Origin of the sequence: Allorhizobium paknamense (assembly GCF_030815125.1) — a bacterium.
In the GTDB taxonomy this organism is placed as follows: domain Bacteria; phylum Pseudomonadota; class Alphaproteobacteria; order Rhizobiales; family Rhizobiaceae; genus Allorhizobium; species Allorhizobium paknamense.
On record NZ_JAUSWH010000015.1, the window covers coordinates 20,671 to 45,093 of the forward strand.

General features: G+C 58.5%; 24 protein-coding genes. 7 read left to right on the plus strand and 17 right to left on the minus strand.

Annotated features, from left to right (window positions below):
• Positions 1–144: 144 nt before the first annotated feature.
• From QO005_RS18910 to QO005_RS18925, 4 genes are all read right to left on the minus strand, one after another.
• Positions 145–846, minus strand: a complete 702-nt coding sequence (locus QO005_RS18910; protein WP_307159619.1) for an ATP-binding cassette domain-containing protein — start codon at positions 844–846, stop codon at positions 145–147.
• Between the two features lie 9 nt (positions 847–855).
• Positions 856–2,028, minus strand: coding sequence for an FtsX-like permease family protein (locus QO005_RS18915; RefSeq protein ID WP_307159620.1), 1,173 nt, complete (start codon positions 2,026–2,028; stop codon positions 856–858).
• Positions 2,025–3,140, minus strand: coding sequence for an HlyD family efflux transporter periplasmic adaptor subunit (locus QO005_RS18920; protein WP_307159621.1), 1,116 nt, complete (start codon positions 3,138–3,140; stop codon positions 2,025–2,027). Before QO005_RS18920 ends, QO005_RS18915 begins: the two co-directional genes overlap by 4 nt.
• A gap of 324 nt (positions 3,141–3,464) precedes the next feature.
• Positions 3,465–3,908 carry an EF-hand domain-containing protein gene (locus QO005_RS18925; RefSeq protein ID WP_307159622.1) on the minus strand — a complete coding sequence of 148 codons (444 nt, stop codon included), beginning with the start codon at positions 3,906–3,908 and terminating at the stop codon, positions 3,465–3,467.
• Between the two features lie 219 nt (positions 3,909–4,127).
• Here QO005_RS18925 and QO005_RS18930 point away from each other — a divergent pair, with 219 nt between their 5' ends.
• Together QO005_RS18930 and QO005_RS18935 are read left to right on the plus strand one after the other, a co-directional pair.
• Positions 4,128–4,862 carry a response regulator gene (locus QO005_RS18930; protein WP_307159623.1) on the plus strand — a complete coding sequence of 245 codons (735 nt, stop codon included), beginning with the start codon at positions 4,128–4,130 and terminating at the stop codon, positions 4,860–4,862.
• Positions 4,859–6,190 carry a sensor histidine kinase gene (locus QO005_RS18935; protein WP_307159624.1) on the plus strand — a complete coding sequence of 444 codons (1,332 nt, stop codon included), beginning with the start codon at positions 4,859–4,861 and terminating at the stop codon, positions 6,188–6,190. Before QO005_RS18930 ends, QO005_RS18935 begins: the two co-directional genes overlap by 4 nt.
• Before the next feature lie 28 nt (positions 6,191–6,218).
• On the opposite strand, the gene QO005_RS18940 is transcribed toward QO005_RS18935, so the two are convergent.
• From QO005_RS18940 to dsbD, 5 genes are read right to left on the minus strand one after another with little or no spacing between them, the layout of a single operon-like run.
• Positions 6,219–6,674 carry a thioredoxin family protein gene (locus QO005_RS18940; RefSeq protein ID WP_307159625.1) on the minus strand — a complete coding sequence of 152 codons (456 nt, stop codon included), beginning with the start codon at positions 6,672–6,674 and terminating at the stop codon, positions 6,219–6,221.
• A gap of 4 nt (positions 6,675–6,678) precedes the next feature.
• Positions 6,679–7,290, minus strand: coding sequence for a DsbA family protein (locus QO005_RS18945; RefSeq protein ID WP_307159626.1), 612 nt, complete (start codon positions 7,288–7,290; stop codon positions 6,679–6,681).
• Positions 7,290–7,997 (minus strand): L,D-transpeptidase, encoded by a 708-nt coding sequence (locus QO005_RS18950; protein ID WP_307159627.1) that lies wholly within the window; start codon positions 7,995–7,997, stop codon positions 7,290–7,292. Before QO005_RS18950 ends, QO005_RS18945 begins: the two co-directional genes overlap by 1 nt.
• Positions 7,998–8,003: 6 nt before the next feature.
• Complete coding sequence (locus QO005_RS18955) at positions 8,004–8,819, minus strand: TlpA disulfide reductase family protein (protein WP_307159628.1); 816 nt, start codon at positions 8,817–8,819, stop codon at positions 8,004–8,006.
• The gene (gene dsbD, locus QO005_RS18960; protein ID WP_307159629.1) at positions 8,819–10,651 is read right to left on the minus strand and encodes a protein-disulfide reductase DsbD; all 1,833 of its coding nucleotides are present in this window, start codon (positions 10,649–10,651) and stop codon (positions 8,819–8,821) included. The genes QO005_RS18955 and dsbD overlap by 1 nt, the downstream gene beginning before the upstream one ends.
• A gap of 112 nt (positions 10,652–10,763) precedes the next feature.
• On the opposite strand from dsbD, the gene QO005_RS18965 reads away from it, so the two are divergent.
• Together QO005_RS18965 and QO005_RS18970 are read left to right on the plus strand one after the other, a co-directional pair.
• Entirely contained in the window at positions 10,764–11,423 is a 660-nt protein-coding gene (locus QO005_RS18965) for a response regulator (RefSeq protein ID WP_307159630.1), read from the plus strand.
• Positions 11,420–12,781, plus strand: a complete 1,362-nt coding sequence (locus tag QO005_RS18970) for an ATP-binding protein (protein ID WP_307159631.1) — start codon at positions 11,420–11,422, stop codon at positions 12,779–12,781. The genes QO005_RS18965 and QO005_RS18970 overlap by 4 nt, the downstream gene beginning before the upstream one ends.
• Here the strand turns inward: QO005_RS18970 and QO005_RS18975 are convergent.
• From QO005_RS18975 to QO005_RS19005, 7 genes are all read right to left on the minus strand, one after another.
• Positions 12,773–14,941 carry a heavy metal translocating P-type ATPase gene (locus QO005_RS18975; protein ID WP_307159632.1) on the minus strand — a complete coding sequence of 723 codons (2,169 nt, stop codon included), beginning with the start codon at positions 14,939–14,941 and terminating at the stop codon, positions 12,773–12,775. The two genes, QO005_RS18970 and QO005_RS18975, sit on opposite strands and share 9 nt — an antisense overlap.
• Positions 14,942–14,943: 2 nt before the next feature.
• Positions 14,944–15,996 carry a c-type cytochrome gene (locus QO005_RS18980; RefSeq protein ID WP_307159633.1) on the minus strand — a complete coding sequence of 351 codons (1,053 nt, stop codon included), beginning with the start codon at positions 15,994–15,996 and terminating at the stop codon, positions 14,944–14,946.
• On the minus strand, positions 15,971–17,224 hold the full coding sequence (locus QO005_RS18985; protein WP_307159634.1) for a c-type cytochrome: 1,254 nt from the start codon (positions 17,222–17,224) through the stop codon (positions 15,971–15,973). The genes QO005_RS18980 and QO005_RS18985 overlap by 26 nt, the downstream gene beginning before the upstream one ends.
• Entirely contained in the window at positions 17,221–17,844 is a 624-nt protein-coding gene (locus QO005_RS18990) for a cbb3-type cytochrome c oxidase subunit II (RefSeq protein WP_307159635.1), read from the minus strand. Before QO005_RS18990 ends, QO005_RS18985 begins: the two co-directional genes overlap by 4 nt.
• Positions 17,841–19,415, minus strand: coding sequence for a cbb3-type cytochrome c oxidase subunit I (locus QO005_RS18995; RefSeq protein ID WP_307159636.1), 1,575 nt, complete (start codon positions 19,413–19,415; stop codon positions 17,841–17,843). Before QO005_RS18995 ends, QO005_RS18990 begins: the two co-directional genes overlap by 4 nt.
• A 101-nt stretch (positions 19,416–19,516) precedes the next feature.
• The gene (locus tag QO005_RS19000) at positions 19,517–20,548 is read right to left on the minus strand and encodes a 5'-nucleotidase C-terminal domain-containing protein (RefSeq protein WP_307159637.1); all 1,032 of its coding nucleotides are present in this window, start codon (positions 20,546–20,548) and stop codon (positions 19,517–19,519) included.
• A 48-nt stretch (positions 20,549–20,596) separates the two neighbouring features.
• On the minus strand, positions 20,597–20,965 hold the full coding sequence (locus QO005_RS19005) for a metallophosphoesterase (protein WP_307159638.1): 369 nt from the start codon (positions 20,963–20,965) through the stop codon (positions 20,597–20,599).
• 121 nt (positions 20,966–21,086) lie between these two features.
• On the opposite strand from QO005_RS19005, the gene QO005_RS19010 reads away from it, so the two are divergent.
• Positions 21,087–21,839 carry a L,D-transpeptidase gene (locus tag QO005_RS19010; RefSeq protein ID WP_370878113.1) on the plus strand — a complete coding sequence of 251 codons (753 nt, stop codon included), beginning with the start codon at positions 21,087–21,089 and terminating at the stop codon, positions 21,837–21,839.
• A gap of 48 nt (positions 21,840–21,887) precedes the next feature.
• Entirely contained in the window at positions 21,888–22,571 is a 684-nt protein-coding gene (dsbG, locus tag QO005_RS19015) for a thiol:disulfide interchange protein DsbG (RefSeq protein ID WP_307159639.1), read from the plus strand.
• An 8-nt stretch (positions 22,572–22,579) separates the two neighbouring features.
• Here the strand turns inward: dsbG and QO005_RS19020 are convergent, their stop codons facing one another.
• Entirely contained in the window at positions 22,580–23,491 is a 912-nt protein-coding gene (locus QO005_RS19020) for a hydrogen peroxide-inducible genes activator (protein WP_307159640.1), read from the minus strand.
• A gap of 219 nt (positions 23,492–23,710) precedes the next feature.
• On the opposite strand from QO005_RS19020, the gene QO005_RS19025 reads away from it, so the two are divergent.
• Complete coding sequence (locus tag QO005_RS19025; RefSeq protein ID WP_370878114.1) at positions 23,711–24,334, plus strand: peroxiredoxin; 624 nt, start codon at positions 23,711–23,713, stop codon at positions 24,332–24,334.
• The last annotated feature ends 89 nt before the right edge of the window (positions 24,335–24,423 follow it).

Consider the following 24,423-nt stretch of genomic DNA (forward strand, 5'->3'; position numbering starts at 1 on the left):
CTTATATTGTCAGTTCGTTACTTTATAACATATTGCATAAGCGTTATTATGGAACTCCTGGCCCACATTACATTGTTGTTCAGTCCGCTACGCAAATCGATTCATCGCACATATGACAACCTATGCTCTCGTGTTTCATGGATCCTAGTTTTGTGCTCGTTCCTCTGTCTTGACGATGCGACCGTCCTCCAGCGTGAGGATGCGGTCAGCGCGGTCGAGGATGCGATTGTCGTGGGTAACGAGCAATGTGGTGGTACCCCGTGCTTCACCCATGCGCTTCAGAAGATCGACGACATCCGCCGCGCTGTCTTTGTCCAGGGCGGCTGTGGGCTCGTCTGCTAGCACGAGCGCCGGGCTGGAGACCAGCGCTCGGGCGACAGCAACGCGCTGCTTCTGACCGCCTGACAGGTTCGCAGGCAGATACGTTGTGCGGTCGCTCAAGCCGACCAGGCCAAGTGCATGCTCAGCCGCGCTTTGCGCCACGCTATCGGCCACTTCGCCATGCACCTGTACGCCCATCATCACGTTCTGCAGCGCTGTGAGGCTTTCATGGAGATTGTGTGCCTGAAAAATGAAGCCCAGACGGCGGCGCAGGCTGACGAGCTGTGACTGCGATGCGCCGTTCAACTCACTTTCCAGAAGCCGCACAGATCCATTCTGCACGGCTCTGAGACAGCCGACAAGCGTGAGGACCGTTGTCTTGCCAGACCCGGAAGGCCCCATCAGCACGGTGAAGCTGCCGCGTTTCAGCGTTAGATTCACATCAAACAGCGCCTGTTTGCGAACGTCGCCACTGCCGAACCAATGGTTCAACCCATGCACGTCGACGATTGCCTCGTTGTCCATCGAAGCCTCCTAAAAAAGATCGGCGGGGTCGGCAGCGTCAAGCCGACGGGTCGCAATGGCGCCGGACAGGGCGGAAAAGATTATGGTGCCTAGAAAGACAGTAGCTGCCATCGATGGCGTCATCCCCAGAGGCAAGGTCGTTATCTTGCCCATGAGCGTCAGGATGGTCGTCCCGACGATCAGTCCTGGAATAAAGCCCATGATCCCGAGCACCACCGCCTCTTCGAAGACAATCCCGAGGAAGAAACGCGGGCCATAGCCCATGGCCTTGAAGGTTGCGTATTCACGCAGGTGGTCGGCCACGTCGGTGGACAACACCTGGTAGACGATGACGATGCCGACGAGAACGCCGATCAGCACGCCGAACCCGAAGATGATGCCCGTCGGCCGCTTGGTCTGCTGGTAGCGCAGATCCTCCTGCGCTGCATCCTGATAGCTGCGTATGCGAAGGGACGGATCGGAGATCAGGGTTTTCAGGCGGGCGATCACGGCGTCTGTTTGCGCGCTGGGGCGCAGGCTCAGTAGAATATGATCAGGCGCTGAGGAGCTGCGCGTCGGGAATAGCGACAAGAATGTCTGGTCCGAAACCAGCATATAGCCATCGCCACCGAAGCCTCCACCGCCGGAGAACGTGGCAAAGGCGGTGATGGTGCGGCCTTGCGTTTCAAAGGACAAAGGCGTTTGCGGACGGATTGAGGCTGCTTCGTCCTTGGCCAGCCCTCGGGCCAGCCGATCAAGTATTGCTGCGTCTCGCACCTGCAGGAGATTGAGATCGCCTCCGATCTCCGTGGACAGAAACTCGGTTTTGATCGGATCCACACCAAAGGTCGTCAGACTAATGTCCTTCTCGCCACGGTCCCAGGGAACATTGGCGATGAAAAGACCCATTCCAGCGGCTACATCCGGATCTCCCAGCGCCTGCAGCAACCATTGCCGAGCCACATTGCCACCATCGGTCAAGGTACTCGCATCGCTGGCGGAGATCATGATGTCCGCCTGGAAGAAATCATAGGGTCGCAATGTTGCAGCCCCCATCGAATTCATGATCCCAAGCTGGACGAAGACCAGCACATTGGCAAAGGCCACCCCGGCGAGTGCTGCGGCGAAGCGAGTGCGGTTGTGGGTCAGTTGCAGCCAGCCGATGGGCAGCCGCCCGAACAGGCGTTGCAGCAGGTAGCTCATGGATTGACCCGTACCGTGGTGTCAATGCGGGCGATGACCTCGAGATTTGTGAAACGGGCGGCAACATCCGAGGACGCTTTGTCCAGCACCACCAAGACCTGAATGACGCGCGCATCTTTGTTTTCCGCCGCATCGTCCGAAATCAGGCCCTGCCGTCCCACGGTCAGTCCGATCCTGTCCACCCGGCCTTGCAACGTGACACCGAGAGCCGGAGTTACGAGTTCCACCGGCTGGCCGACCATGACTGCACTGATGCGATCCTGCCAGATCTCAACCTCGGCCATCATCTGATCCGTGTCCCCCATATCCATGATCCCGTCGGTGGGAGGTCGCTGTCCGGGCGTGACATGGATGTCGAGGATCGTGCCGGTGATGGGCGCCACGACTTCGGCGCGTGCAAGGTCGAGCCGAGCACGGGCCAGTTCGGATCGGGCGGCATCGACATTGCGGCTGGCGACGATCACATCGGGCTGTTCGTCCAGCGTGACTGCCGCATATCGCGTGAGCGTTGCCTCAGCGCGCACAACAGAAAGATTGGCGCCCTCTACTGCTGCACGGGCAGCATCGAGTGCGGCCTGCGTGCTGACTGCGTTCGAGGCGAGCGCCTCAGTTCGTGCGAGCGTCGATGCAGCCTCTGCAGCCGTGGACACCGCTTGATCCAGTGCGGCCTGTGCTTCGTCGCGGCTTGCCTCCACCGCCGCACGTGTCTGGATGAGGGTTGCTTCGCGCACAGCGAGATTTGCCTCTGCGGTGAGCACGGCACCAGCGAGAGCCGCATGATTGTCGAGCCGCGCCAACACGGCACCCTTTTCCACCTGGTCGCCAACGGAAACCAGGATGTCCGCGATGCGCGCATCGCCAGCCCCATAGGGTGCTGCGACGACCGAAACGTCGCCACGCGGCATCACCCGCGCCAATCCCACCACGTCAGATGGCAGCATGGTTTCCGCCATCTTCGGTGGAAGCTCAATGTCGGGCGGCAACGCAATGGGTGCGTCAGAGCCGCCGCCGGGTTGAAGCCCCGTCAGCGCGTAAAACTTCTGCAAACCTGTCGGTTGGAAATACATTCCCAGCACAGCACCCGAGAACATGAAGACTGGGACCAGCAGCACCAGCAGGTACCGCTTCCGAAACCAGCGCCGCTGTCGAGGCGATTTTGGCTCGGACAGATTCAGATTGATCGGGAGGCTTGTTTCATCAGTGGCTGACATTGCAGTTCACGCGTTCCTGTCGATCTTTGGATGGGATGTTGACTTCAATACCCTCGTCCCGGCCTTAGCAATCGGCAAGAGAGCCTCGGCGACTAGGCTGCAACGAAACACATATCACAGAACATAAATTTGAATTGTTCGATATCGTGTATTTGTTAGCCTGGCCAGAGATCCAAGCGGATGGCTGGCCAGGAAAGATGCGACAAAGCCACGCAAGCCCAGCGCTTAGCGACCGAAATCAGCCGTGGTCACAACTCCGTCTGTGTTCCGGTCCAGCATGCCCATCCAGGCGACAGCACCGCCGAGGAATTCGTCCCGTGACACCTTGCCGTCCTGGTCGGTGTCGTTGTTCTGAAGTGTCATTCCCTGGGATGCCCGGTCGGCTCTGCCACCATGACCACCGGCATTGGCCTTCATGTCGTTGGCGCGCGCCTCGTCGAAATACACGTATTCATCGGCGTCGATAAACCCGTCCTCGTTGGAATCGAAGGTGAGGAAAACGTCACCGCGCTTGGTCTGCAGCTCGGAAAGGGTGGCTTCGCCATTTGCGTCGAGGTCCCAGTTCTCCAGGAAGTGGGCACCGGGATTGCCCTGTTGCTGAGCCATAAGGGGTGCGACGGAAGCAGCCAGAGCCATGGCGGCGATCAGAGTTTTCTTGAGACTATGCATTTTGCGTTCCACTTCATCGGATCTCGTTTGCGCGTCTTGAGCGGCGAAGTTTGTTTCACCCCGCCTCGACTGCGATGGACATGTGATGACGGATGCATGTCGCACGATGATGCCGTCTCGGGCCCCTTTTGTAACGGTTTGTCGCAGATCGGCTGCCTGACACCGGGCGTGACAAAGGAGGAGTGGAACACAGTCCCCATCATGCGTTAGAACCGTGCCATGACCTCAAGCGACTCCAGTCCACATATCCTGATCGTCGACGACCATCGCGATATCCGCGACGGACTGGTCCGTTACCTCGAGAAGAACGGATTCCGGACCACGGCTGCGCGCGACGCGACCGAGATGGACAAGTGCCTGCATGGCGGACGCTTCGATCTTGTGATCCTCGACGTCATGATGCCGGGTGAGGACGGGCTTTCGATCGCACGGCGGCTGAGCAGCGCTGGCGGGCCGCCGATCCTGATGCTGAGTGCCCTGGCCGAGGAGACGGATCGCATTGTCGGCCTCGAAGTCGGCGCTGACGACTACCTGCCGAAACCCTTCAGCCCGAGAGAATTGCTGGCAAGGGTCAAGGCCATCTTGCGGCGGACCGGTCGAACGACCAGCCTGGCCGGCAGCCTCTCCGGGCGACGTCTTGCCTTTTCCGGATGGACGCTGAACACGGATACGCGGCAGCTGACCCGAGACGAGGACGGAAAACAGATATCACTGAGCTCGACGGAATTCCGCCTTCTCATCGTCTTCCTCGAACGCCCGAGATTTGTCCTGTCCCGGGATCAGTTGATGGATCTGACCGAGGGACGGTCTCCTGACGTCTTTGATCGGGCGATCGACAACCAGATCAGCCGGCTGCGGCGCAAGATCGAGCCCGATCCGGGACACCCGACGATCATCACGACGATACGGGCGGGAGGCTACAGCCTCGCCTGTGATGTGGCAGTCTTGCCATGAGCGTTGGATGGCCCAGGGATCTCAGCGCCCAGATCGGACTGACCACACTTGCCGCGCTGATCTTTACCCAGATCCTGTTTCTCGCCTTGTTCGGTGCCGAGCGGGGCCTCTCGCATGTGGAGGAGCAAAGGGCGGATATCATCCGACAAGGTGAACGCCTGGTCGGCCTCCTGCCGAAGATCCCCGAGGTGGCGAGGAACGACGTTCTTTCGGCCGCCGGATCTGAACGCGTGATATTCCGGCTGAGCGACACACCCATGGTCACCGTGTCGTCAGACGGTGACGCGCAGATGGAGCTTGCGGCGCGTGGCGGTTCGGTCGAGCATTCCGGCTATGAACCCCTGGCGGCGTTCGCGCGACAGATTGGCCTCACACCAGCGACCCTGCGTTTGTCTCTTCCGACGTCGGACGGTCAATGGCTCAACATCGAGGCCTCCCTGGAACGGCCCGGCGCATTCCTGCCGCCGCGGCTGTTGCTCGGCGCGATCCTCTCGGCCCTCGCCGTCTGGATTGTCATGCGTTTCCTGGTGGCACGCATTACCCTTCCCTTGCGACAACTTGCCGAGACGGCGGACGCCCTGGATCTGGACAGGAACCCACCGGAGCGCATCGAAACCGGTCCAAGCGAAGTGAAGGTCCTGGCGAAGGCACTCCACAGTCTGCATGCACGCCTTGTGAATGCAGTGCGCGAACGGACCCGGATTCTGGCAGCGCTTGGCCACGACCTGCGAAGCCCGATCACGGCGCTCAGGCTGCAAGCAGAATTCGTCGATGAGGATCAACTGCGCGAGCGGATCGCCCGCATTCTCGATGAAATGCAGGAGATGACCGAAACGACCCTGGCCTATGCGCGGGGCCTCAGCGAAGCAGGTGACAAGCGTCCGTCCGACCCCTTCGCACTCGTCGCCCGCCTCGCCGAAGAACTCAACACGACCGCGAGCCCGGTAACGCTCGGCAGTATGCCGGTCGTCACGACGCCACTGCGGGAGCTACCGGTGCGCCGCGCCGTTCGCAATCTCATCGAGAACGCCCAGAGATACGGCGACAAGGTTCACATCAGCGGTGAGCTGAACGGATCGATCGCCCGCATTCATGTCGATGACGACGGGCCCGGAATTCCTCTGGAGGACCTGCAGCGCGTGTTCAGCCCGTTCGAGCGCCTTGAGAAGTCCCGTTCCCGCGATACCGGCGGCCACGGTCTCGGCCTGACGATTGCGCGCGACATTCTTCGTGCCCAGGGCGGGGATGTGGAACTGCTCAATCGGGCAGAAGGTGGCCTGAGGGCAACCGTGACCCTCCCTGTTGATCCCGGATCTGACACTCCTTAGTCGCTGTTTCCCTGCAATGTAGGCCAAGCTAGCGCGCAATCTCCAGCCGACCGACCAGATTCTCAACGTCGAACTCACCAACGGTCCGTGAACCCGGAACTTCTTTTCCCTGCCCTGTTTCTACGATGAAGACCGTCGGAGGACCCTGCACATTCAGATAACGAAGCAATTCTGCATTCTCTGCGGTCCATGCGGTCACGTCGATCTTGAGCAGCGCAAAGTCATTCATCCGCGACCGCACCCTCGGATGCACGAGGATCTGTCCATCAATGGTCTTGCAGAAGGCACACCAATCTGCAGCGACATCGACCAGTGCATGCCTGTTGCGCATGCGGGCAAAGGCAATTGCTTCGGTATAATCCTGGACGGAGCGTATCGGCCCGACCACTGTCGATGCTGCCTGCACCTTAACGGGAGGTGCGAGGACGACGGCAAGTGTGCCGACGAGAAAACTCCGCCGGTTCACTCTTTTAATAGAACGCATGCGCTCAGCCCTGCCGGGCGCGCGCGATCGCGTCAACGAGCCCCTTTTCGTCCAACACACCGGGATAGAGGCTCGATCCGATAACATAGGCCGGAGTGCCCGCGAAGTTGAAGGCCGTGGCCTGCGCGTAATTGCGATCCAGCAGGCCCGAGATCTTGGCCGTGTGTTTGTTCACGGCAACAGCGATTTCGTCCATGGACAAGCCCGCAGCGGTCAGCGTGCTCTCGATGTCATCATGTGTCAGCTTCCCCTTTGTCTTCATCAGGGCACCCATGGCAATCTCGTATTTGCCGATCTGCGCCGCACCCAGCACCGCCTGGGCCGCAAAGATTGAGGCATCGCCGAAGATCGGCCAGTCCTTCATGACCAGCTTCACATTGCCGTCCCTTTCGATGACCTTTTTCACCATGGGATGCGCCTTTTTGCAGTAGGGGCACTGATAGTCGAAGAACTCGACCACGGTGACGTCGCCCTTAGGATTGCCGAGAAACGGCGCATCCTTGTCGTTGAAGACCTCGTCCTTCGTAAGCTGTTGTCCGAAGGCGAGCCGACTGCCGAAGACGGCGAACGTGCCAAGCGCGAGCGATGATGTCAGGATGGTGCGACGCTTCATCATCAGAATTCTCCCTTTCCGGATTCTTCGGCAGTGAGGACAACCATCTTTGACCCTTCCGGAACACGGGCGTGCAGGTCGATGATGTCCTGGTTGAGAAGGCGAATGCAACCCGACGAGACGGACTGACCGATCGACCAGGCCTCGTTGGTGCCATGGATCCGGTAGAGCGTGTCTTTTCCGCCCTGATAGAGATAGAGAGCGCGCGCACCGAGCGGATTGTCGATTCCTCCCGGCAAGCCCTGGGCGAGCGGGCCGTAGCGATCAGGTTCGCGGGCGATCATGTTGGGGGTCGGCACCCAGCCGGGCCAACGGGCCTTTCGCTTGATATCGCCTTCGCCTTCAAATTCCAAACCGGCCTTGGCGACGCCGACGCCGTAGCGCATCGCCTTGTCACCCTCCATCACGAGATAGAGGAAGCGGGCATAGGGATCGACCACAATCGTGCCGGGCACATAGGACGTGCGATAGTTGACGATCTGGCGAACATTGCGCGGATCCATTTTCGAGACATCGACAGCAGGAATGATCTCCTCGCCATCCTTCACCTCGCCATACATGGCCTGCAGCGCCGGATCGACAGGCGGTGGAGATGTCTGAGACGGCGTGCCCGTCGTCTGCGAGCAGGCGGCAAGCAGGAGAGCGAGCCCCGCCGCTGTGCCCAGTTTCTTCAATATGCCGATCACCGGCTGCAATTCTGCAAGTCTCATTCTCTGCTATTCCTTGTCTGCGGGGATCAGTCTGGCGATGGCGGCATTCAAGGCCTCGCGCGAAATCTCTCCGAAATGGGTCGTCACAACCTGTCCGTCAGCGCCAAGAAAAATGGTGATCGGCATTCCGGGCGCCGCGTAGTGGCGCGAAAGCGAATGGGCCGGATCAACCAGGATTGTTTCGAGCTGGAGGTTCTGATCGTCGAGATAGGCTTGGATCACCGATGGCCCTTCGCCCTGATTGGCGAAGATAAAATCGACGTCTGTCCGAGCCGCGGCTACTTCCGCCAGAAGTGGCATTTCGCGGCGGCAAGGCGGGCACCAGGTTGCCCAGAGGTTGACGACGGCGGGGCGTCCACTGCGCTCCGACAAAGCGACAAACTGAGTTCCATCAAGATTTGCAAGCGTGAAGCGGGGTGCCGCCGGCCCTTCCGCTGCCTGCCAGAGCATGGTCAGCGTGAACCAGGCAAAGCATCCTGCGGCGAGCGTCCCGGCGGCAAGCGGCAGCGTCTGTCGGGACTCCCGCATCAGGAAGACGAGCGTGGTCGCAACACCGATCGCGCCGCCAACCATCGAAAAGCCGCCCTGCCATACATAAAGGGCGCGCCATGGCTCGGCGAGAAAGCTGTCGAGATGCATGAGGACATGCAGTGCCCGTGCTGCAATGAGGCCCGATAGCACCGCTGCGGTCGTCCAGGGCGCGAGCCGTTTGTCATAACGATGCGCAAGCCATGAGCCGAGCCCGAGAAACAAGAAGATCCCGATGATTGATGCCAGCCTGTCGGATGCGAAGGCAAGCGGCCCCAGTGTCACGACATCCATCAGGGCATACCCTTGGCCGCTCGGGCGGAGGCAGCAAGCTTGTCGATCGTCACGTCGCCCACGAGCCGCGTGCCCGCAACTTCCTGCCTTTTTTGATCGAAGAAGATCATCGTCGGCGGACCAATGGCATTGAGGGACTTCAGCAGTTCATCTGTCTCTGGCGAAGGAGAGGTCATATCGACGGTCAACAGGCGCGCACCGTTGAGAGCGGCCGAAACGCTCTCATCCGGCAATACGGTGCGCTCGATTCCGCGACAAGTGACACACCAGTCCGCCGTGACATAGACAAGGCTCGGCCTGTTCTCGGCCGACGCTTCGGCCAGGACCGAAGTCAGTGCTCGCGGCGAGGCGACGGGTTCAAAATCCGATTTGGCAATTTCGCTTGTCGTTTGCCCGGACCCTGTTTGCACGGTGAGCGGTTCAAGCGGAGCGAGGGGATCACGGGCGCCGAGCCCGACCCCAACTAGAAGCAGCGCACCCCAGGCGATCGAGACCGTGGCCACCGACCGCGAAATCACAGCGAAACCGGCAGAAGCGTTTGCGCCCCGCAAATGCCAGAGAAAGACCCCAGCCGTCACGGCAAGGCAAGCCCAGGCAAAAAGCACCAGAGTTTCGGGCAGAAGAGGACCGACCATCCAGATCGCCGTCGCGACAAAACCGAATCCGAATGCCGATCGAATGCTCGCCATCCAAGCACCCGCACGCGGTAGTGCCTTGCCGCCGAGAGTTGCCATAAGGATCAGGGGGATACCTTTACCAAGCCCAAGCGCGAACAATGCGGCGGCACCGACGAGCATATCCCCTGTGCGGGCGATATAAAGAAGGGCCCCGGCGAGCGGCGCCGTGACACAGGGCCCGATGAGAAACGCGGAGGAAAAACCAAGCGTCGCAGCCCCACCCAGCGATCCGCCCCGGAGAGTTCCGGCCGACAGTCGATTGCTAAGCACTGCCGGCAACTGGATCTCGAAGAGGCCGAAGTTGGACAGGGCGAGGATCAGAAACAGACTGGCAATAACAATGGTCGCAGTTGCGGACTGCAGAGCGAATTGCAGGTTCTGACCGGACCAGGCCGCAACCATGCCGAACAACCCGAACGCCAGTGCAAGCGCTCCGACATAGACGCTTGAAAGGATAAAACCTCGTTTTGGCGAAAGGGCCTCGCCTTCGCGTGACAGCATGGCGGCAACGATCGGATACATGGGAAAGACGCAAGGAGTGAAGGCAAGCAGGACACCGAAACCGACAAAGCCGATCAAAAGCAGTGGCAGGCCACCGCGAGCCAACAGTCCGTCGACTCCCGTCGTTGCTGTGTCCTGCGCCAGAGCGAAGTCTGTCCGTTCGCCACGGAACGACGACCATCCATTATCAATAGTGGCGGCACTGGATGATGCCGTCGAGGCCGGGTTGTAGTGTTGAGAGCCACTGAATTGCAGAAGACCCGTGTCGATCGTCTTTGTCACAGGCGGATAGCACAGCCCACCATCCTGACAGCCTTGATATGTCAGCTCTATCGTCGAGGCCTCGCTGACCAGCAGCGCTCGAGCCGAGTCGTAGTAGACCTCGGTCGACCCAAAACCTGGATCCTCTTTGATCTTGCCGTCCGGCGTCTCCAGTTTCACCGAACTTCCATCGGTACTTTCGGCGGCAAGATACTCCCGGTAGAGATAATAGCCCGGTTCGATTTCCCAGGTCACGGCGATCTGAGTGGGGGAGACCCGGGACAGCGATGGTCGAAACGCCGCATCCATTTGGAGGGGCGCAGTCTGGGCCATGGCGATGCCGGCAAAGGACAAACAGGAGAAAATGATCGCCAAGTGCCTTAAAAGCTGCATTCCATCATTCCTTTACTACGCTTCGATGTGCGCCCGTTTCGGAGCAGCAGCTTAAGGCAGCCTTAAGCTGGTCAAGCCAAGCCATTAAACGACATTTTTTCACGGAGGTGTGATGCGTATCCTTGTCATCGAAGACGACGCGGTTCTGCTCGACGGGTTGAAGGTGGGGCTTGGCCTCGCCGGCTTCTCGGCAGATACCGTCAGCACGCTTACCGATGCGCTAGCTGCGATCGAAAGCGACAGCTTCGATGCGATCGTGCTTGACCGTATGCTGCCGGACGGTTCCGGGCTGGATCTGCTTCGCACAATGCGCGCCGCCAGAAACCGCACGCCTGTTCTTCTGTTGACGGCCAAGGATGAGGTTACCGATCGCATCGACGGTCTCGACGCCGGCGCCGATGACTATCTCGGCAAACCCTTTGATCTCGACGAAGTGGCAGCACGCCTGCGCGCCATCACGCGGCGTGCAGAAGGACGCGCGGCACCGAAACTGACCTGGGCTGGTATGACCCTTGACCCGGCCAGCATGGAGGTTCTGCACAACGGCGAAATCAAGGGCCTGTCGCGGCGGGAATTTGCCGTCCTGCTGGCACTGATGGAAAGCCCCGCCATGATCCATTCCAAGCAGATGTTGGAAACAAGGCTTTACGGCTGGCAGGAGGAGATAGAGAGCAACACGATCGAAGTCCACATACACAAGCTACGCCACAAACTTGGAGCCGCCTCCATCGAAACCGTGCGCGGTGTCGGCTACCGCATGGGGAAACCATGATGCGCTCGATTCGTCTCCGGCTCTTTCTGATCCTTCTTGCAGCAACAGGTGCCGTGTGGCTTCTCGCCGTGTTCTGGACCTATCTCAGCACGCAGCGCGAGGTAGAACGCGTTCTTGATGCGCGCCTGACGGAAGCCGCACGCATGGTGAGCTCGCTGATCACAGATCACCATATCGACGTCGCCGCAGCAGTCGATGCCGCTCGGACGGCCAGCATGCCCGATGGCTTTAACATGCATGACGGAGACTATAGCCGGCAACTATCCTGTCAGATCTGGTCCCTTCAGGGTGACCTCGTCAGTCGGTCGGAAAGCGCACCCGGTACGTCACTCGCCGATCATCAAACCGGCTTTGCGGAAAAACTCGTCAATGGCGAGCGCTGGCGTGTTTACGCGGTCGTCAATCCGGAATTGGGCGTCAGGGTGCTTGTCGGCGACAATATCGAAATCCGGGAACGACTGGTTGGCGATGTCATCAAGGGGCAGCTCATCCCGGCGCTGGCGATCCTGCCTGTTCTCGCCGGGTTGATTTGGCTCAGTGTCGAGAGAGGTCTTTCACCGCTGCGGCGTACAGCGGATACCTTGTCTCTGCGGTCTGCAGACGAACTTCACGCCGTTGACGATAGCGGCGCACCCCGCGAAATCAGGCCTCTGCTCAGTTCCCTCAACGCACTGTTCCAGCGTGTGCAAGAGGCACGCGAACGGGAAAAGACCTTCATCGCCTATGCAGCCCACGAACTCAAAACGCCGCTCTCTGGACTGAAGACGCAAGCTCAGATCGCTCTCCGTAGCGACAATGAAAAAGTCCGGGCAAATGCCCTCAACCAGATCTCCCTGAGCGTAGATCGCACCGGACGCCTCGTCCGCCAGTTGATCGATCTGGCCTCGGTCGATTCTCTGGAAAACCCATCGACAGCCGAAACGGTTGCGATCAAGGCAATGGTTGAGGAACTAAATGGTGAGTTGACGGCACTGCGTTCCGCAAGAGAGATCACCGTGGAGAGCCAGATTGCCGAGGAACCGTTGTTCAAGGTGCCAAGCAAGGCCCTGCTGCGCCTTGCCCTGCGTAATGTGCTTGAGAATGCCCTGCAGTATTCGCCGCGCGGTTCGATTGTCAGAATTGATATCTCTGTTTCCGATAACACCATGACAGTTAGCGTGTCAGATCAGGGCACAGGTATTGATGAACGAGACGAAAAAAGGCTCATGGCACGCTTTCAGCGTGGCAGCAGTTCTGACGCCACCGGAAGCGGCCTCGGCCTTTCCATCGTTGAGATGGCTACCACGAGGTTGGGTGGCTCCATTTCATTTGTGAGGCACGGCAATTTTTGTGTTCGACTAATAATCCCGCTAACATGATGGTACCCGCGCGCTATTCAGACCTGCATTACAGCAATCACTAGTCGGATGCTCAACATCACGTCTGTCCCGCTTTGAGGGCCAGCGTAGCCTCAGAGCATTGACGCAAACAGAGGCAGAACTTGCAGCCATAGCGAAGGCCGCAATACCGGGACCTATAGCGCCAGAAATCGCAGCCGGAATCAGGAGTGCGTTATAGCCCACTGACAGATAGAGGTTCTGCGAGGCGATACGTGCCGCCATCCGGGAAAGTTGGATCAACGCCGGAATACGTTCAACACCACCACGTTCAATTGCGACATCTGCTATCTGCCGTGCCGCACCGTGGGCGCCTGCTACCGATATGCCGCAGACACCTGCGGCGAAGGCGAGTGCGTCGTTAACACCGTCGCCGACCACCACCGTCTGAGCGTCCAGTTGCTGCACCAGCCGCGCCTTGTCCTGCGGGGTCAATTGCGCTCTGACGCGTTCAGCCTGCAGCGATAGCGCTGCGCCAACTCTCACTGTCGGCCCGCATGCATCGCCAGAGGCAAGGTGAACGGTTAAATGCATTTTGTGAAGCTGCTGGACCGTCCATGACGCCTGCGGCAGGAGGTCATTCTCCATGACAATAGTGCCGATCGAGACTCCACCCCGATCGACGCACACTGCTGTACGTCCATCGGCGCGCTCCCCGGCACCTGCCACGCGGATCACCTCGCCGTCCAGCGCCTCGTATTCCGCGGAGCGCGCGCTGCGCCGTCCTCCTGAGCCGACCTCTCCAGTCAATGCGACAATTGCCATAGCAATAGGATGACGGATCCCCGTTTCCGCTTTTGCAGCGGCAATTAGAACCTCTTGGGGTTCAATTCCCTCAGCAGGCTCCACTGCAACGACGCGTAGCTCGGGACTTGTGACGGTGCCCGTCTTGTCGAGCACGATATTGCGAACCGTTGCCAAGGCTTCGAATGCCCTCGGCTCGCGAATGCGGAAACCGTTGGCTGCACCGATGGCAGATAGTCTCAAGCGGACAAGCGGAATTGCGAGCGCCAAGGCACAGGGGCAAAGCCCGGCCCAAAGCGTGAGAGCCGTCAGCGCCGCAGCCGTTAGGTCTTGCTCATCAAGGAACACAACAAGGCCCGATGCCACAGACGCAACCGGGATCACATATAGTAGAGCTGCAGACCAACTTTCCGCACGGCCCTGCTCGGCTCCACCGGCGGCAATTTCGGAAGCAATCGAACCGCCCAGGCGATCAACTTCCCGGTCACCATACAGGCGATCGACCTTGATGACGATACGCTCGGTTAGGTTGACGCAACCTGCCTCGACACGATCGCCAGGTACCACGTCAACAGGGCTGCTTTCACCTGTCAGGATACTGCGGTTGACGAGGCTTTTACCTGCCAGAATGATTCCGTCAACCGCCACGGCTTCGCCTGCATCGACTTGAACGGTCATACCCTCAACGATGGTCTTTACGAGTACGCGTCTCATCCGACCCGCGTCGCAAATCGTTGCCTCCTCGGGAGCAGCCTCCTCCATAGCGATTAACGCGCGTATGGCTGAACGGCGTGTGATTGCATCCAGGAGGCGCGCGAGCAGCAATGCGGTGACCAGCATCGTCGCCGCATCGAACCAAACCGCACTCTTATTTTGACACAAAGCGATCGCCGAAAGAACGATGGAGAGTATCGTGGCCGTAGCGAAAAGCAAATCGGTAGACGGGTCCCCAAGCTGCAACGACCGCCAGCCCATGCGAAACATCGGAAGCGCAGAGAAGAGCAATACTGGTAAGGACAGCATGGCCGAAACAACCGCGATCTTCCAGGCTGTTTGTGCCGGCAGAGTGACCATGTATTGAAGGAGGGCCAGCCCCATTACCCACATGCCGAAGAAAAGTGCAATCGCCAGCCGCACCGAAAGTGATTGCACTTGACGATCCAGTTGTTCCGCTAGTTCGACGGGGTGGTGCCGCTCGATCAGGCGGTAGCCTGCATTCTGGACAGTCTGGACGATCGCTTGTGCGTCGAGTTGGACTTCATCCCAGTCGAGCAGAACGGAGGAGGTCAGGTAGTGCACCTTCGCCAAGCTGATCCCAGGCACATGGGCAAGCCGCCTCTCCACCCCTGCCGCGCATGAAGGGCATGCCAACCCTTCGATCGCGAACAGTCGGCGCATGCTTACTGTCCTGCCGCAGGAGACGGCAGAACAGGTAACGCCGCTGCGCCCACTCCAATCAGCTTTCCATTCACAGTCTGGCCATACAGGGTTTCATCGCCATCATGATTGGCCTTGCGATTATCTTCAACGCTTCCTTTTTGGCGTGGGTCTTTCGGGCGCTCATGTGAATCGAGGAACGCCGCAACGTCCCAGGCTTGCTGATCGGTGAGCTTCCCAGGCTGCGACAATGGCATGTTGTGTTTAATGAAAGCGGCGGCAGTATCGATACGCGCCATGCCGGCACCCCAGTTATAGCTATCACCGCCCCACAACGGCGGGAACGTATAGCGGCCGTTGATATCCTTCTGACCTTGCCCCTCGACCCCATGGCATACTGCACAGTTATCGGCAAAGACTTCCGCCCCCCGATCAAGGTCATAGCCACCGACAGGTTTCTTGACCGACCCGAAGCCAACGCCCTCCAACTTGGTGTTGGTGGGAGCGCCCGTTGCCAGCCAGTAGAAGTAGGTCTCGAGATCGCGATAAATATCGTCACCATGTGGCGGCGCCTTGCCGCTCGTCGAGGCTTGCGCGTTCATCGAGTAGTTGAAGCACCCCATGACACGATCTTCCATCGTGTTGATTTGTTTGTTCTTCGAACGGTACTTAGGATAGGTCACCCACGCAGCCCACATCGGCGCTGAAAGTGGTTGGCGCCCGGAATTCAGGTGACAGTTAGAGCATGAAAGCCCATTGCCGACATGAGTGCTGGCGGCCGTGCCGGTATTCGTAAAGATCTCACGACCTCGTCTCACCGCCGCTCCGAATTCATCATCTGGGATGTCCGTCTCATCGGGCGGTTGGAAGGATTTTTTGTCCATGTCCTGGGCGGCTGTTTCGACCACACGCTCGCCTACAAGCCAAGCCGGCAGCACATCAAGCTCATAGGCTAAGGTTCCTAGAGCCGCCAGCGCTATACCGCCGCCCGCAGCAACGATAAGCTTGCGCGCGGCGCCACCGCGCGTCGCATGTGTCGGTCCGGACCGATCACGGTTCTGCGGTTCGCCCTGCATTAGACATCTCCTGCCTTGTTCCATTAGAATTTAATGCTGGTACTGGCGCCAGTGACGCCAAATAGTCAGCCACCGCACGGCGGTCCGCTGTGCTCAGTGCTTTTGATATTTGCTCCATGAGCCCGAGCGGCGAACTCCCGCGCCGACCACCTGCCCATGCTGCAAGCTGCGCCGCAGTGTAGGGCGCTTGTTGAGCAGCTAACGCCGGAAACGTGGGAGCCACGCCGAAACCGGCCGCTCCGTGACATGTAAAACAAGCAGGTACCCCAAGCGACCAGTCTCCTTTGAGTGCCAGTACTTCACCTCGCTTCAGGTCGCCACCAAGGTTGGCCTTCGCAGTTGAACCGACGCGTAAACTGGAGAAGTAGCCCGAAAGCTCGCGGATCTCATCGTCGGACAGGCTCTTCGCGACGAGCATCATGCTTTCGTCACTTCGGGTGCCGGCGCTGAAATCATGGAGCTGCTTCTCGATGTAGCTGGCCGGCAGACCGGCGAGGCGAGGCGTAGTCTCTTTGCCTTGAGCCAAATCACCGTGACAGGTTGCACATGCCCACACGTCGTCACCACCTCGAAACACCAGGCGAGCGACATCCGGGTCAACGGCCGTTTCGGACTTGGCTGTAGAAGTCGGCTGGGTCGGCAATCCTTGCACAATGCCGGCGATCTCTTCGCCTCCGGCAAAACTACCCTCGTCAGTCGCTTCGGAACGAAGATCGGCGACCGTTTTCTCCTCAATGCCCAGCTTATCTTGCCCCCAGCGCTTTGCCACGAAGGATGCAATCCCCGCAACTTCGGCGTCACCTAGGGCACTTGCAAAGCTCGGCATATGACCGTTGTAGTCGGTATTCATAACACGCAGGGGCCCGTCAATCCCGCGCAACATGATCCTGGCGACCGTCTCGGCACCTGTGGCAACGAATTCGGACCCTGCCAAGGGCGGGACCGCGCCCCTCAGGCCCAGGCCATTGGATTGATGACAAGTGGAGCAGTTGGCTTCGAAAAGGGAAGAAGCAGGATCGATATCCCTCTTCGACTCTTCAGCCAGCGCCTCCTCGCGTTCGTCTTGGGCGAGAATGTTGGATCGGCTGCTTTGATAGAGTGCAAGCGCTCCCCACAGCGCAAGTGCGAGGGCGATCCAGAGCACCGGCATGGGAATGCCGCGCTGCTCTTCGTAGGGTTCGAAATCCTCAGAGGGGGGCATTGGTTCGGTTGGAAGACGCCAGATCATTTTGTCTCAACCTCGACTTTGCTGTAGCCGTCATCGCGCAAGGCATTCGCCGGCGCCGAATAGGTCCGGTCCAGGGATTTAAGATAGGCGACGAGATCAATCGCATCTGCCTTCGCAACGACAACACCCGAGCCCGGTGCATACCCTTTCGGTAAAACAACGACCTTGTCGCCGGCTTCGGCTTTTTTCTTCACCTCGAACAAAAACGGATAGGCTGGCATGATCGACCATTCGAAGATCGATCGCGGCTGGTACAGATGGGTGAGATGCCAGGCTTCGGACGGCAATCTCGCTCCCACGTTCAGAAGGTCAGGCCCCGTGCGCATAGTCCCGAGCTGGTGCGGTTCGTCGTAGCTGTAGTCACCGGCAATTGCCGCACGTCCCCAACCCCGTTCTACGTCCGGTGCTTGGTCCGGCGACCGTGGTTGCTGACTATGGCAATAAACACAACCGAGGGACACGTAGATTTCTCGTCCGTGTAATTCCTGTGGTGTGTATGCACGCAGTCCAGCCGGAACAGATTGAGCGGAAATTTGCATTCCCGGCGCAATGACCAGGAGGAGTGTCGCAAATGCGAGTATTGCGACTGACAGGATTGCGAGAGGCAGATATCTGTTCATTCAGCAGGGACCGTCGAGGGAGTAGGGCTCGTGGCCATAAAGAGCCGCAGCAGATTGTAGGCAAACACGAAGTGGCCGAGCGTCATGAGGGCACCGCCCACGCTACGCGCCTGGAGATAGGGCAGGACAATTCTGACGCTATCGGCGAAAGGTTTGGTGGCATCCAGCATCGCCAGGCCTTGCAGCACGCCACCGATCGAAAGCGCGAAAAAATAGATCGCAAAGCCGACGACCACGAGCCAGAAGTGCAGACTGATCATAAAGGGTGAGACGAACCCTCGGCCAGTCGCCCGTGGAAGCAGCTGGTACGCTGCGCCGAACATGATGAGCGACACAAAGGCATAAGCTCCGAGATGAGCGTGACCAACGGTATACTGGGTAAAATGAGTTATTGTGTTGACAGAACGCAGCGCTTCAATCGACCCTTGGAAGGAGGCAAGCGTGTACATGAGCGCGCCAAAAGAGATAAAGCGTAGCGGCAATGACGACTTCAGCGCCCAAAGATTCTGTGCCACGGTTACGTGCTGGTTTATAGCGACGGCAATTACCGGGATGAACATCATCACTGAGTGCACGACAGAAAGGGTGACCACCCAGGTTGGGACAGGTCCGCCTATCAGATGATGAATGCCGACCTGACTATAGAACAGCGCAAGCCCCCAAAACCCCAGCAACGAAACAGCATAGCTATAGATTGGTTTTCCGATGATCTTGGGTATTAGATAGTAAGCGGTGCCGACGCCGAGCGGCGTAAGCCATAGGCCCAGGACATTGTGGGCAAACCACCAGTTGACCGTTGCTTCTTCTGCACCAGAATGAATACCCGGAATATTGGCGATCACGAACAGGATCGGGAACCAAAGGATGGACGCAAGAAAATACCAACCGGAAACATAAATGTGATGGACTTGGCGTGCCCGTGCGGTGGCAACTACAGGCACGATGAAGAGCGCTCCTGCCAGAGCAATAAGCACGTCTATCTGCCACGGGATCTCAAGCCATTCCTCGCCATCGGTCCAGCCACCGGCAAGCGCAAGTCCGCCAAGGACAATCGCCACGTTCCAGAGAATTCCGCCGTACAGGGCGAACAATGGATAGCGGAGCTTTGTGTGGAAGATTCGCGGCGCAATGAAGAGCATGCAGGCAATGCCGGCCTGCGAGAGCCAGCCGTAAATCACGATGTTTAGATGCAGGGTACGCACACGGCCGAATGTCAGAGCCGCTGCCTGAGCCAGCCAGTCCGGCCAGTGCATCTTCAAGGACGCGATCAGTCCGAAGCTCGATCCGACCACTAGCCACACAGTGGCGGCTACGAATAGAAATATCACCGGCGTTGCAGAGGATTGGTCAATACCCAAGCGGACGGGGTCAAAATGATGAACACCTGGACGGGCTGCCTTCCCAGAGCCTTCATTGTCGGCACGGCCCAGCTCGCCGGGCGTAAATATCGTTGCGGCATCGGCCTGGTCTATCGTCATTTGGCGATTGACGAGCGCCCATATCAACAAGGCAAGCGCACAGAGCGAGACTACAAAGCTCAGCGTCAGTAGCAGCCCGAGCGTCAACTCCATTATGGACCTCCCGACTCAAATTAGTCGCCAAAATGAGAAAAGGCAGAGGGAATTTATCAACCTTAAGGTAAACTTAAGGCGTCAATCGTTCCAAGACATAACTATACCGTCACAAATCGGCCAACGCCCTCGACCTCGCCCACAGGGCCCTCTGCGAGGAAATGTTCCAAGGCACTAATCGCAGAAGTCGAGAGGTTTCGTCGCATCTGGCCAAATTTTTCCGGTACTCCTTGAGCTGTCACAAAACTGACGGCGACCTCCTCATTGTCATCCAACTCTCGGCCTTTGAAAAATATGCGCTCAATGCGATGCCCTACGGGATTTTCGATCTTCCCATAGATTGTGAGGCCGCGGAACCTTTTGAGGTATCCGCCCATTTGCCGGTAAGGATCGGCGGCAAATGTACTCTCAAGACTCTCTTCCATCATCTGGCGAATCTCGGAAGCGAGCATATCGACGACCGACACCGGCGGGTTGGTCGGGATCATGTTCCAGAGGTGATTGACCGTTATGGAGCCAGGTGGGATTGGCGCGCCGTAGCGCCAGCCGTTGGAGAAGGCGACATCCGTCCCTGCGGCCGTGGCAATGGCGAGAAGTAGAAGATCGTCCATGCTCGAATGGAGCTGGAGATTTCGATAGAGAGCAATTGTTGTCTCGCCCACTATCCGCTCCATCTCACCTCGATGGGGCTCGATGGCAGTATCGACGATACGCTGCATGTCAGGATCGCCATCAAAGGCGTCATCAATCGGGATGAGCTGATGACCAAGGCATTTGACGTCTCCCTCGCCTACCTGCAGATCCAGGCGCCCGAGGAATGATCCATGGCATCCCGACTGGATGATGATGGTTTGATTGATTTGGATGGGATGCTGAAGCCGATTATGGGTATGACCACTTAAAACGACGTCGATACCTTCAACATTGGCGGCCAGTTTCGCATCCTGGGGCAATCCCAGATGGGACAGGAGGAGGAGGACCTGGCATTTGTCCTCAGAGCGCAACCGATCAACCTCGGCTGCAAGCGCGACTTCATCAATATCGAATCGCCGACCCGTGCTGAAACTAGCAGGCATGCTCTTGTCGATAATTGTGGCCGCCATGCCAATCACCCCAACCTTGACGCCGCTCATCTCGAACACCTTCGAGGGAGCAAAAGGTCGTTCGCCATCGTCTGTTCTCTAACAATTGAGTGCCAACACAGGATAACTCAGTTCCTCTGCAAGCCTTTCAAAATGTTCTGGCCCCCACGCAAATTCCCAGTGCGCCGTCATGGCATCGATGCCAAGTGCGTTAGCCGCCGGCACGAGCGCCAAGCCCATGCTTGATACAGCCGGAAAGGTCCCGTGAAACATGTCCCCATTATCAAGCAGCAGAATATCGTTCATCGTTTCTGCTCTGATTGCCTTTATCGCGGTCGAAAGTCTGGCAAAGCCACCAAGAATAGAAAAGCTGGGCCCCTGGGGCTCCCAAACGAGCTCTTGATGCGGCTCGAGATAGCCATGCACATCGTTGATCTGAAGAATGGTCAGTGTTGCATCCACGGTCACGAGATATCCTTTCGTCCGCAATAGGCTTTAAACCATCGATAGTGCTCGATGATCACCGCGCCTTAAGCCAGCCTTAAGGTGACCCGGCGAAGCGGGTAGTAGTTCACTTTGCCAGGAGCCCATGCTCGAAATGTCTAGTTCATCTCCGCCATTCGCCACATCTTCCGATCGCCGTAGCCACGTCGAACGCCAATGGCTGAACACGCTGTTTGCTTTGGGCCTGCTTTCGATCGGTCTCAGCTCCTGCGCCACTAGCCCGCCGACGACAAGGTCCATCGCTCCTCATGCCTTTCAGCCCCCCGCCTCCGAACCAGTCACGTCCGGCGTCGACCGTTACAAGGCTCTCGGGAATGAACCCTTTCCCGTGTCAGCCGTAGACACACAGCGGGTCGGCCAGAAGTTTCTGAAGCAGACCGTCGACTACACGACAGAACATCCGCCCGGCACCATTGTCGTCGACCCGCAGAATCGCTTTCTCTATCTCGTCAAGGAGAACGGAAAGGCCATCCGCTATGGCGTGGGCGTCGGCAAAGCCGGTTTTGAATTTTCCGGAACCGCTCATATCGGCTTTAAGCGTCGGTGGCCACGCTGGACACCCACTCCCGATATGCTCGAGCGCGACCCCGGCCGGTATGGCAAATGGGCCGACGGCATGGATGGCAGTGACAAGAATCCCCTTGGTGCGCGCGCGATGTATCTGGTCAAAAATGGCAAGGACACCCTTTATCGCATCCACGGTACGAACGAACCGTGGACGATAGGAACTGCGGCCTCGTCCGGATGCATCCGCATGCTGAATCAGGACGTTATCGACCTCTACAGCCAGGTACCGACCGGTGCAAACGTGGTCGTGCTAGGCGCTGCAGGGGCGTAATCGCCAAGCGTAAAAACACTCAAACCAGAAAAATCAAAGGATCGCTGCATGCTGTTGAAGACGTTTCGCCAATCCAGGCCGTTCACCGCAATCCCTTTGGCACTGCTAATAGGCGGAGTCTTGACCACGGGCGCGAACGCAGAGGACAAGGCTTATCCCGAGATACTCAAGACCATAGAGCAGCAGGGCATCCGGATCCTTGGCGAAATGCAGGTTCCGGGTGGGCTGAGAGCGTTCGCAGCCAAAGCCGGAGCGCAACCTTTGAGCGAAGGAGCCTGGACCAAGCTTGAGGCAGCGAGTTGGGTACAGGATGGCGATCCCGATGCACCTCGGATCGTCTACTCTTTCACCGACCCCAATTGCCCTTACTGCAATCGCTTTTGGCTTGCGGCGCGCCCTTGGATCGAGAGCGGCAAGGTCCAGTTGCGACATGTGATGGTAGGTGTGATCCGGCAGGACTCTCCCGCCAAGGCCGCCGCCATTCTTCAAGCAAGGTCGCCGGAAGACGCGCTAACCGAGAACGAGCGCAAACATGCTGATGGCGGCATTACCCCTCTCGATACGGTCGATGGCGATACAGCAGGAAAGCTTGAGCGAAATGCTGCCTTGATGACGGAACTCGGTTTCGGCGGCACGCCGGCGATAGTCTTCAAAACCGAGGCAGGCAAGATCGATACCTTCCCCGGGATGCCGAGCGAAGCTCAGATGGAAGCTCTCCTGGGACCGAAATGACCGGATGCTCAGTCCTGTTTTGGTTTCAGTTGGTGTCGCAGATAAAACCCGAGTTCCCGGATTGCGGATGCGCGCGGTGATTGTCCACGCCAAACAAGGCCTATCTGGCGAGCTTGGGTTTGCCCCGCAATTGGCACCACTACGCTCGAATGCGCTTCGTGTAATCCAGCCTCTATCGCGATGGTCGGCAGGAGGGTAGCCCCCTGCCCCTCGCCAACCATTGCCACAAGGGTGTGCAGGCTTGTGGCCGAAAAGTTGCTGCGCGTGCCGCCAGCGGCTGCCGTTAATAGCGGAATTGCATGCGCATGAAGGCAATGATCCTTTTCCAGCAACAATAAGTCCAGTTGCGGCAGATCTTCGACGTCGACAGTCTCCGCCGTGGCGAGCGGATGGTCGGCATGGCAGACGAAGTGGTAGACGTCCTCAAACAAGACCATGGTTTCCAGCCCGTTCACCGCGTGCGGAAAGGCCATAAGGAGGGCGTCCAGTTGCCCCGCCCTTAATCGCTCCATGAGGGGAGTGGTCTTATCCTCGCGCCAGCCCAGTTCAAGGTCCGGATATCGTCGGCGGATAGCCGGCATCAATCGTGGCAGTAAAAACGGTCCAACAGTAGGGATCACACCGATCTCCAGCCTACCAGTAAGCATGTCTGGACGGCCGGAACCGAGATCCACCAGTTCATCGCTTAGCTGCAACATCATGCGCGCCTTGTCGCAAACCAAACGGCCAAGAGGGGTCAACATGACCTGGCGTTTGGTTCGCTCGGCAAGCTGCCCGCCAATCAGCGTCTCAAGTTCACGAATGCCTGCACTCAGCGTAGATTGCGTCACCAGACAGGCATCGGCCGCGCGACTGAAGTTGAGGTACTCGGCAAGCGCGAGCAGATAGCCCAAATGTCGGAGATTAGGTGCGGGCTTCATAATCGCTTTTTCCGATGAGTGTGGCCGCTTTTATTCGTTTCCATGAAACATGTCGATAGTCATATGTATTGGCGGTCAAGAGAAACCCACCCTCGCAAAATCGACCAACCCAAGGATATTCCCATGAGCTGCTCAGACACCGCCCCAATCGCTGCCATGCAAACGGTACCAGCTGTCGCACCCGCTACTACTACCATGTCGGGGGGACCATCGACAACGATGCCGCGCATCAACGAAGCGGCGCCGGCCTTTTCCGCAAAGACCACCCATGGCGACCGCAGCCTCGCTGACTACAAGGGCAAGTGGCTCGTACTCTTTTCCCATCCAGCAGACTTCACCCCGGTTTGCACCACCGAATTCATTGGCTTCGCAAACGCATCGGAAGACTTTAAGGCAATCAACTGCGAGCTGCTCGGTCTCTCGATCGACAGCATTTACTCCCATCTCGCCTGGGTGCAGAACATCAACGAGAAGTTCGGCGTCGAAATTACCTTCCCAATCATCGAAGACCTCTCGATGAAGGTGGCAACTGCCTATGGCATGATCCATCCCGGAGCGTCCGACACATCGGCCGTGCGCGCCACGTTCATCATTGATGATAAGGGGATCCTGCGCGCAATGATCTATTACCCGATGACAAATGGTCGAAGCGTTCCCGAAGTCCTTCGCCTGGTCAGAGCCCTGCAGACGAGTCTTACCCATGGCGTTGCAACGCCGGAGGCATGGCAACCTGGCGAGAAAGTCATTGTCGGCTCGCCGAAGACGATGGCTGAAGTCGAGAAGAGACTCGCGGAAGGCCTGGAGACCACAGACTGGTACTTCACCGTGAAGGAACTTGCCTGACCCCCCTCAGCGATCCTGCATCCTAGACGGTGCCGACAGCCGATCGACCTACGCGCCCACTTGAGGCGCGTCGGTCAGACCGCGAACAA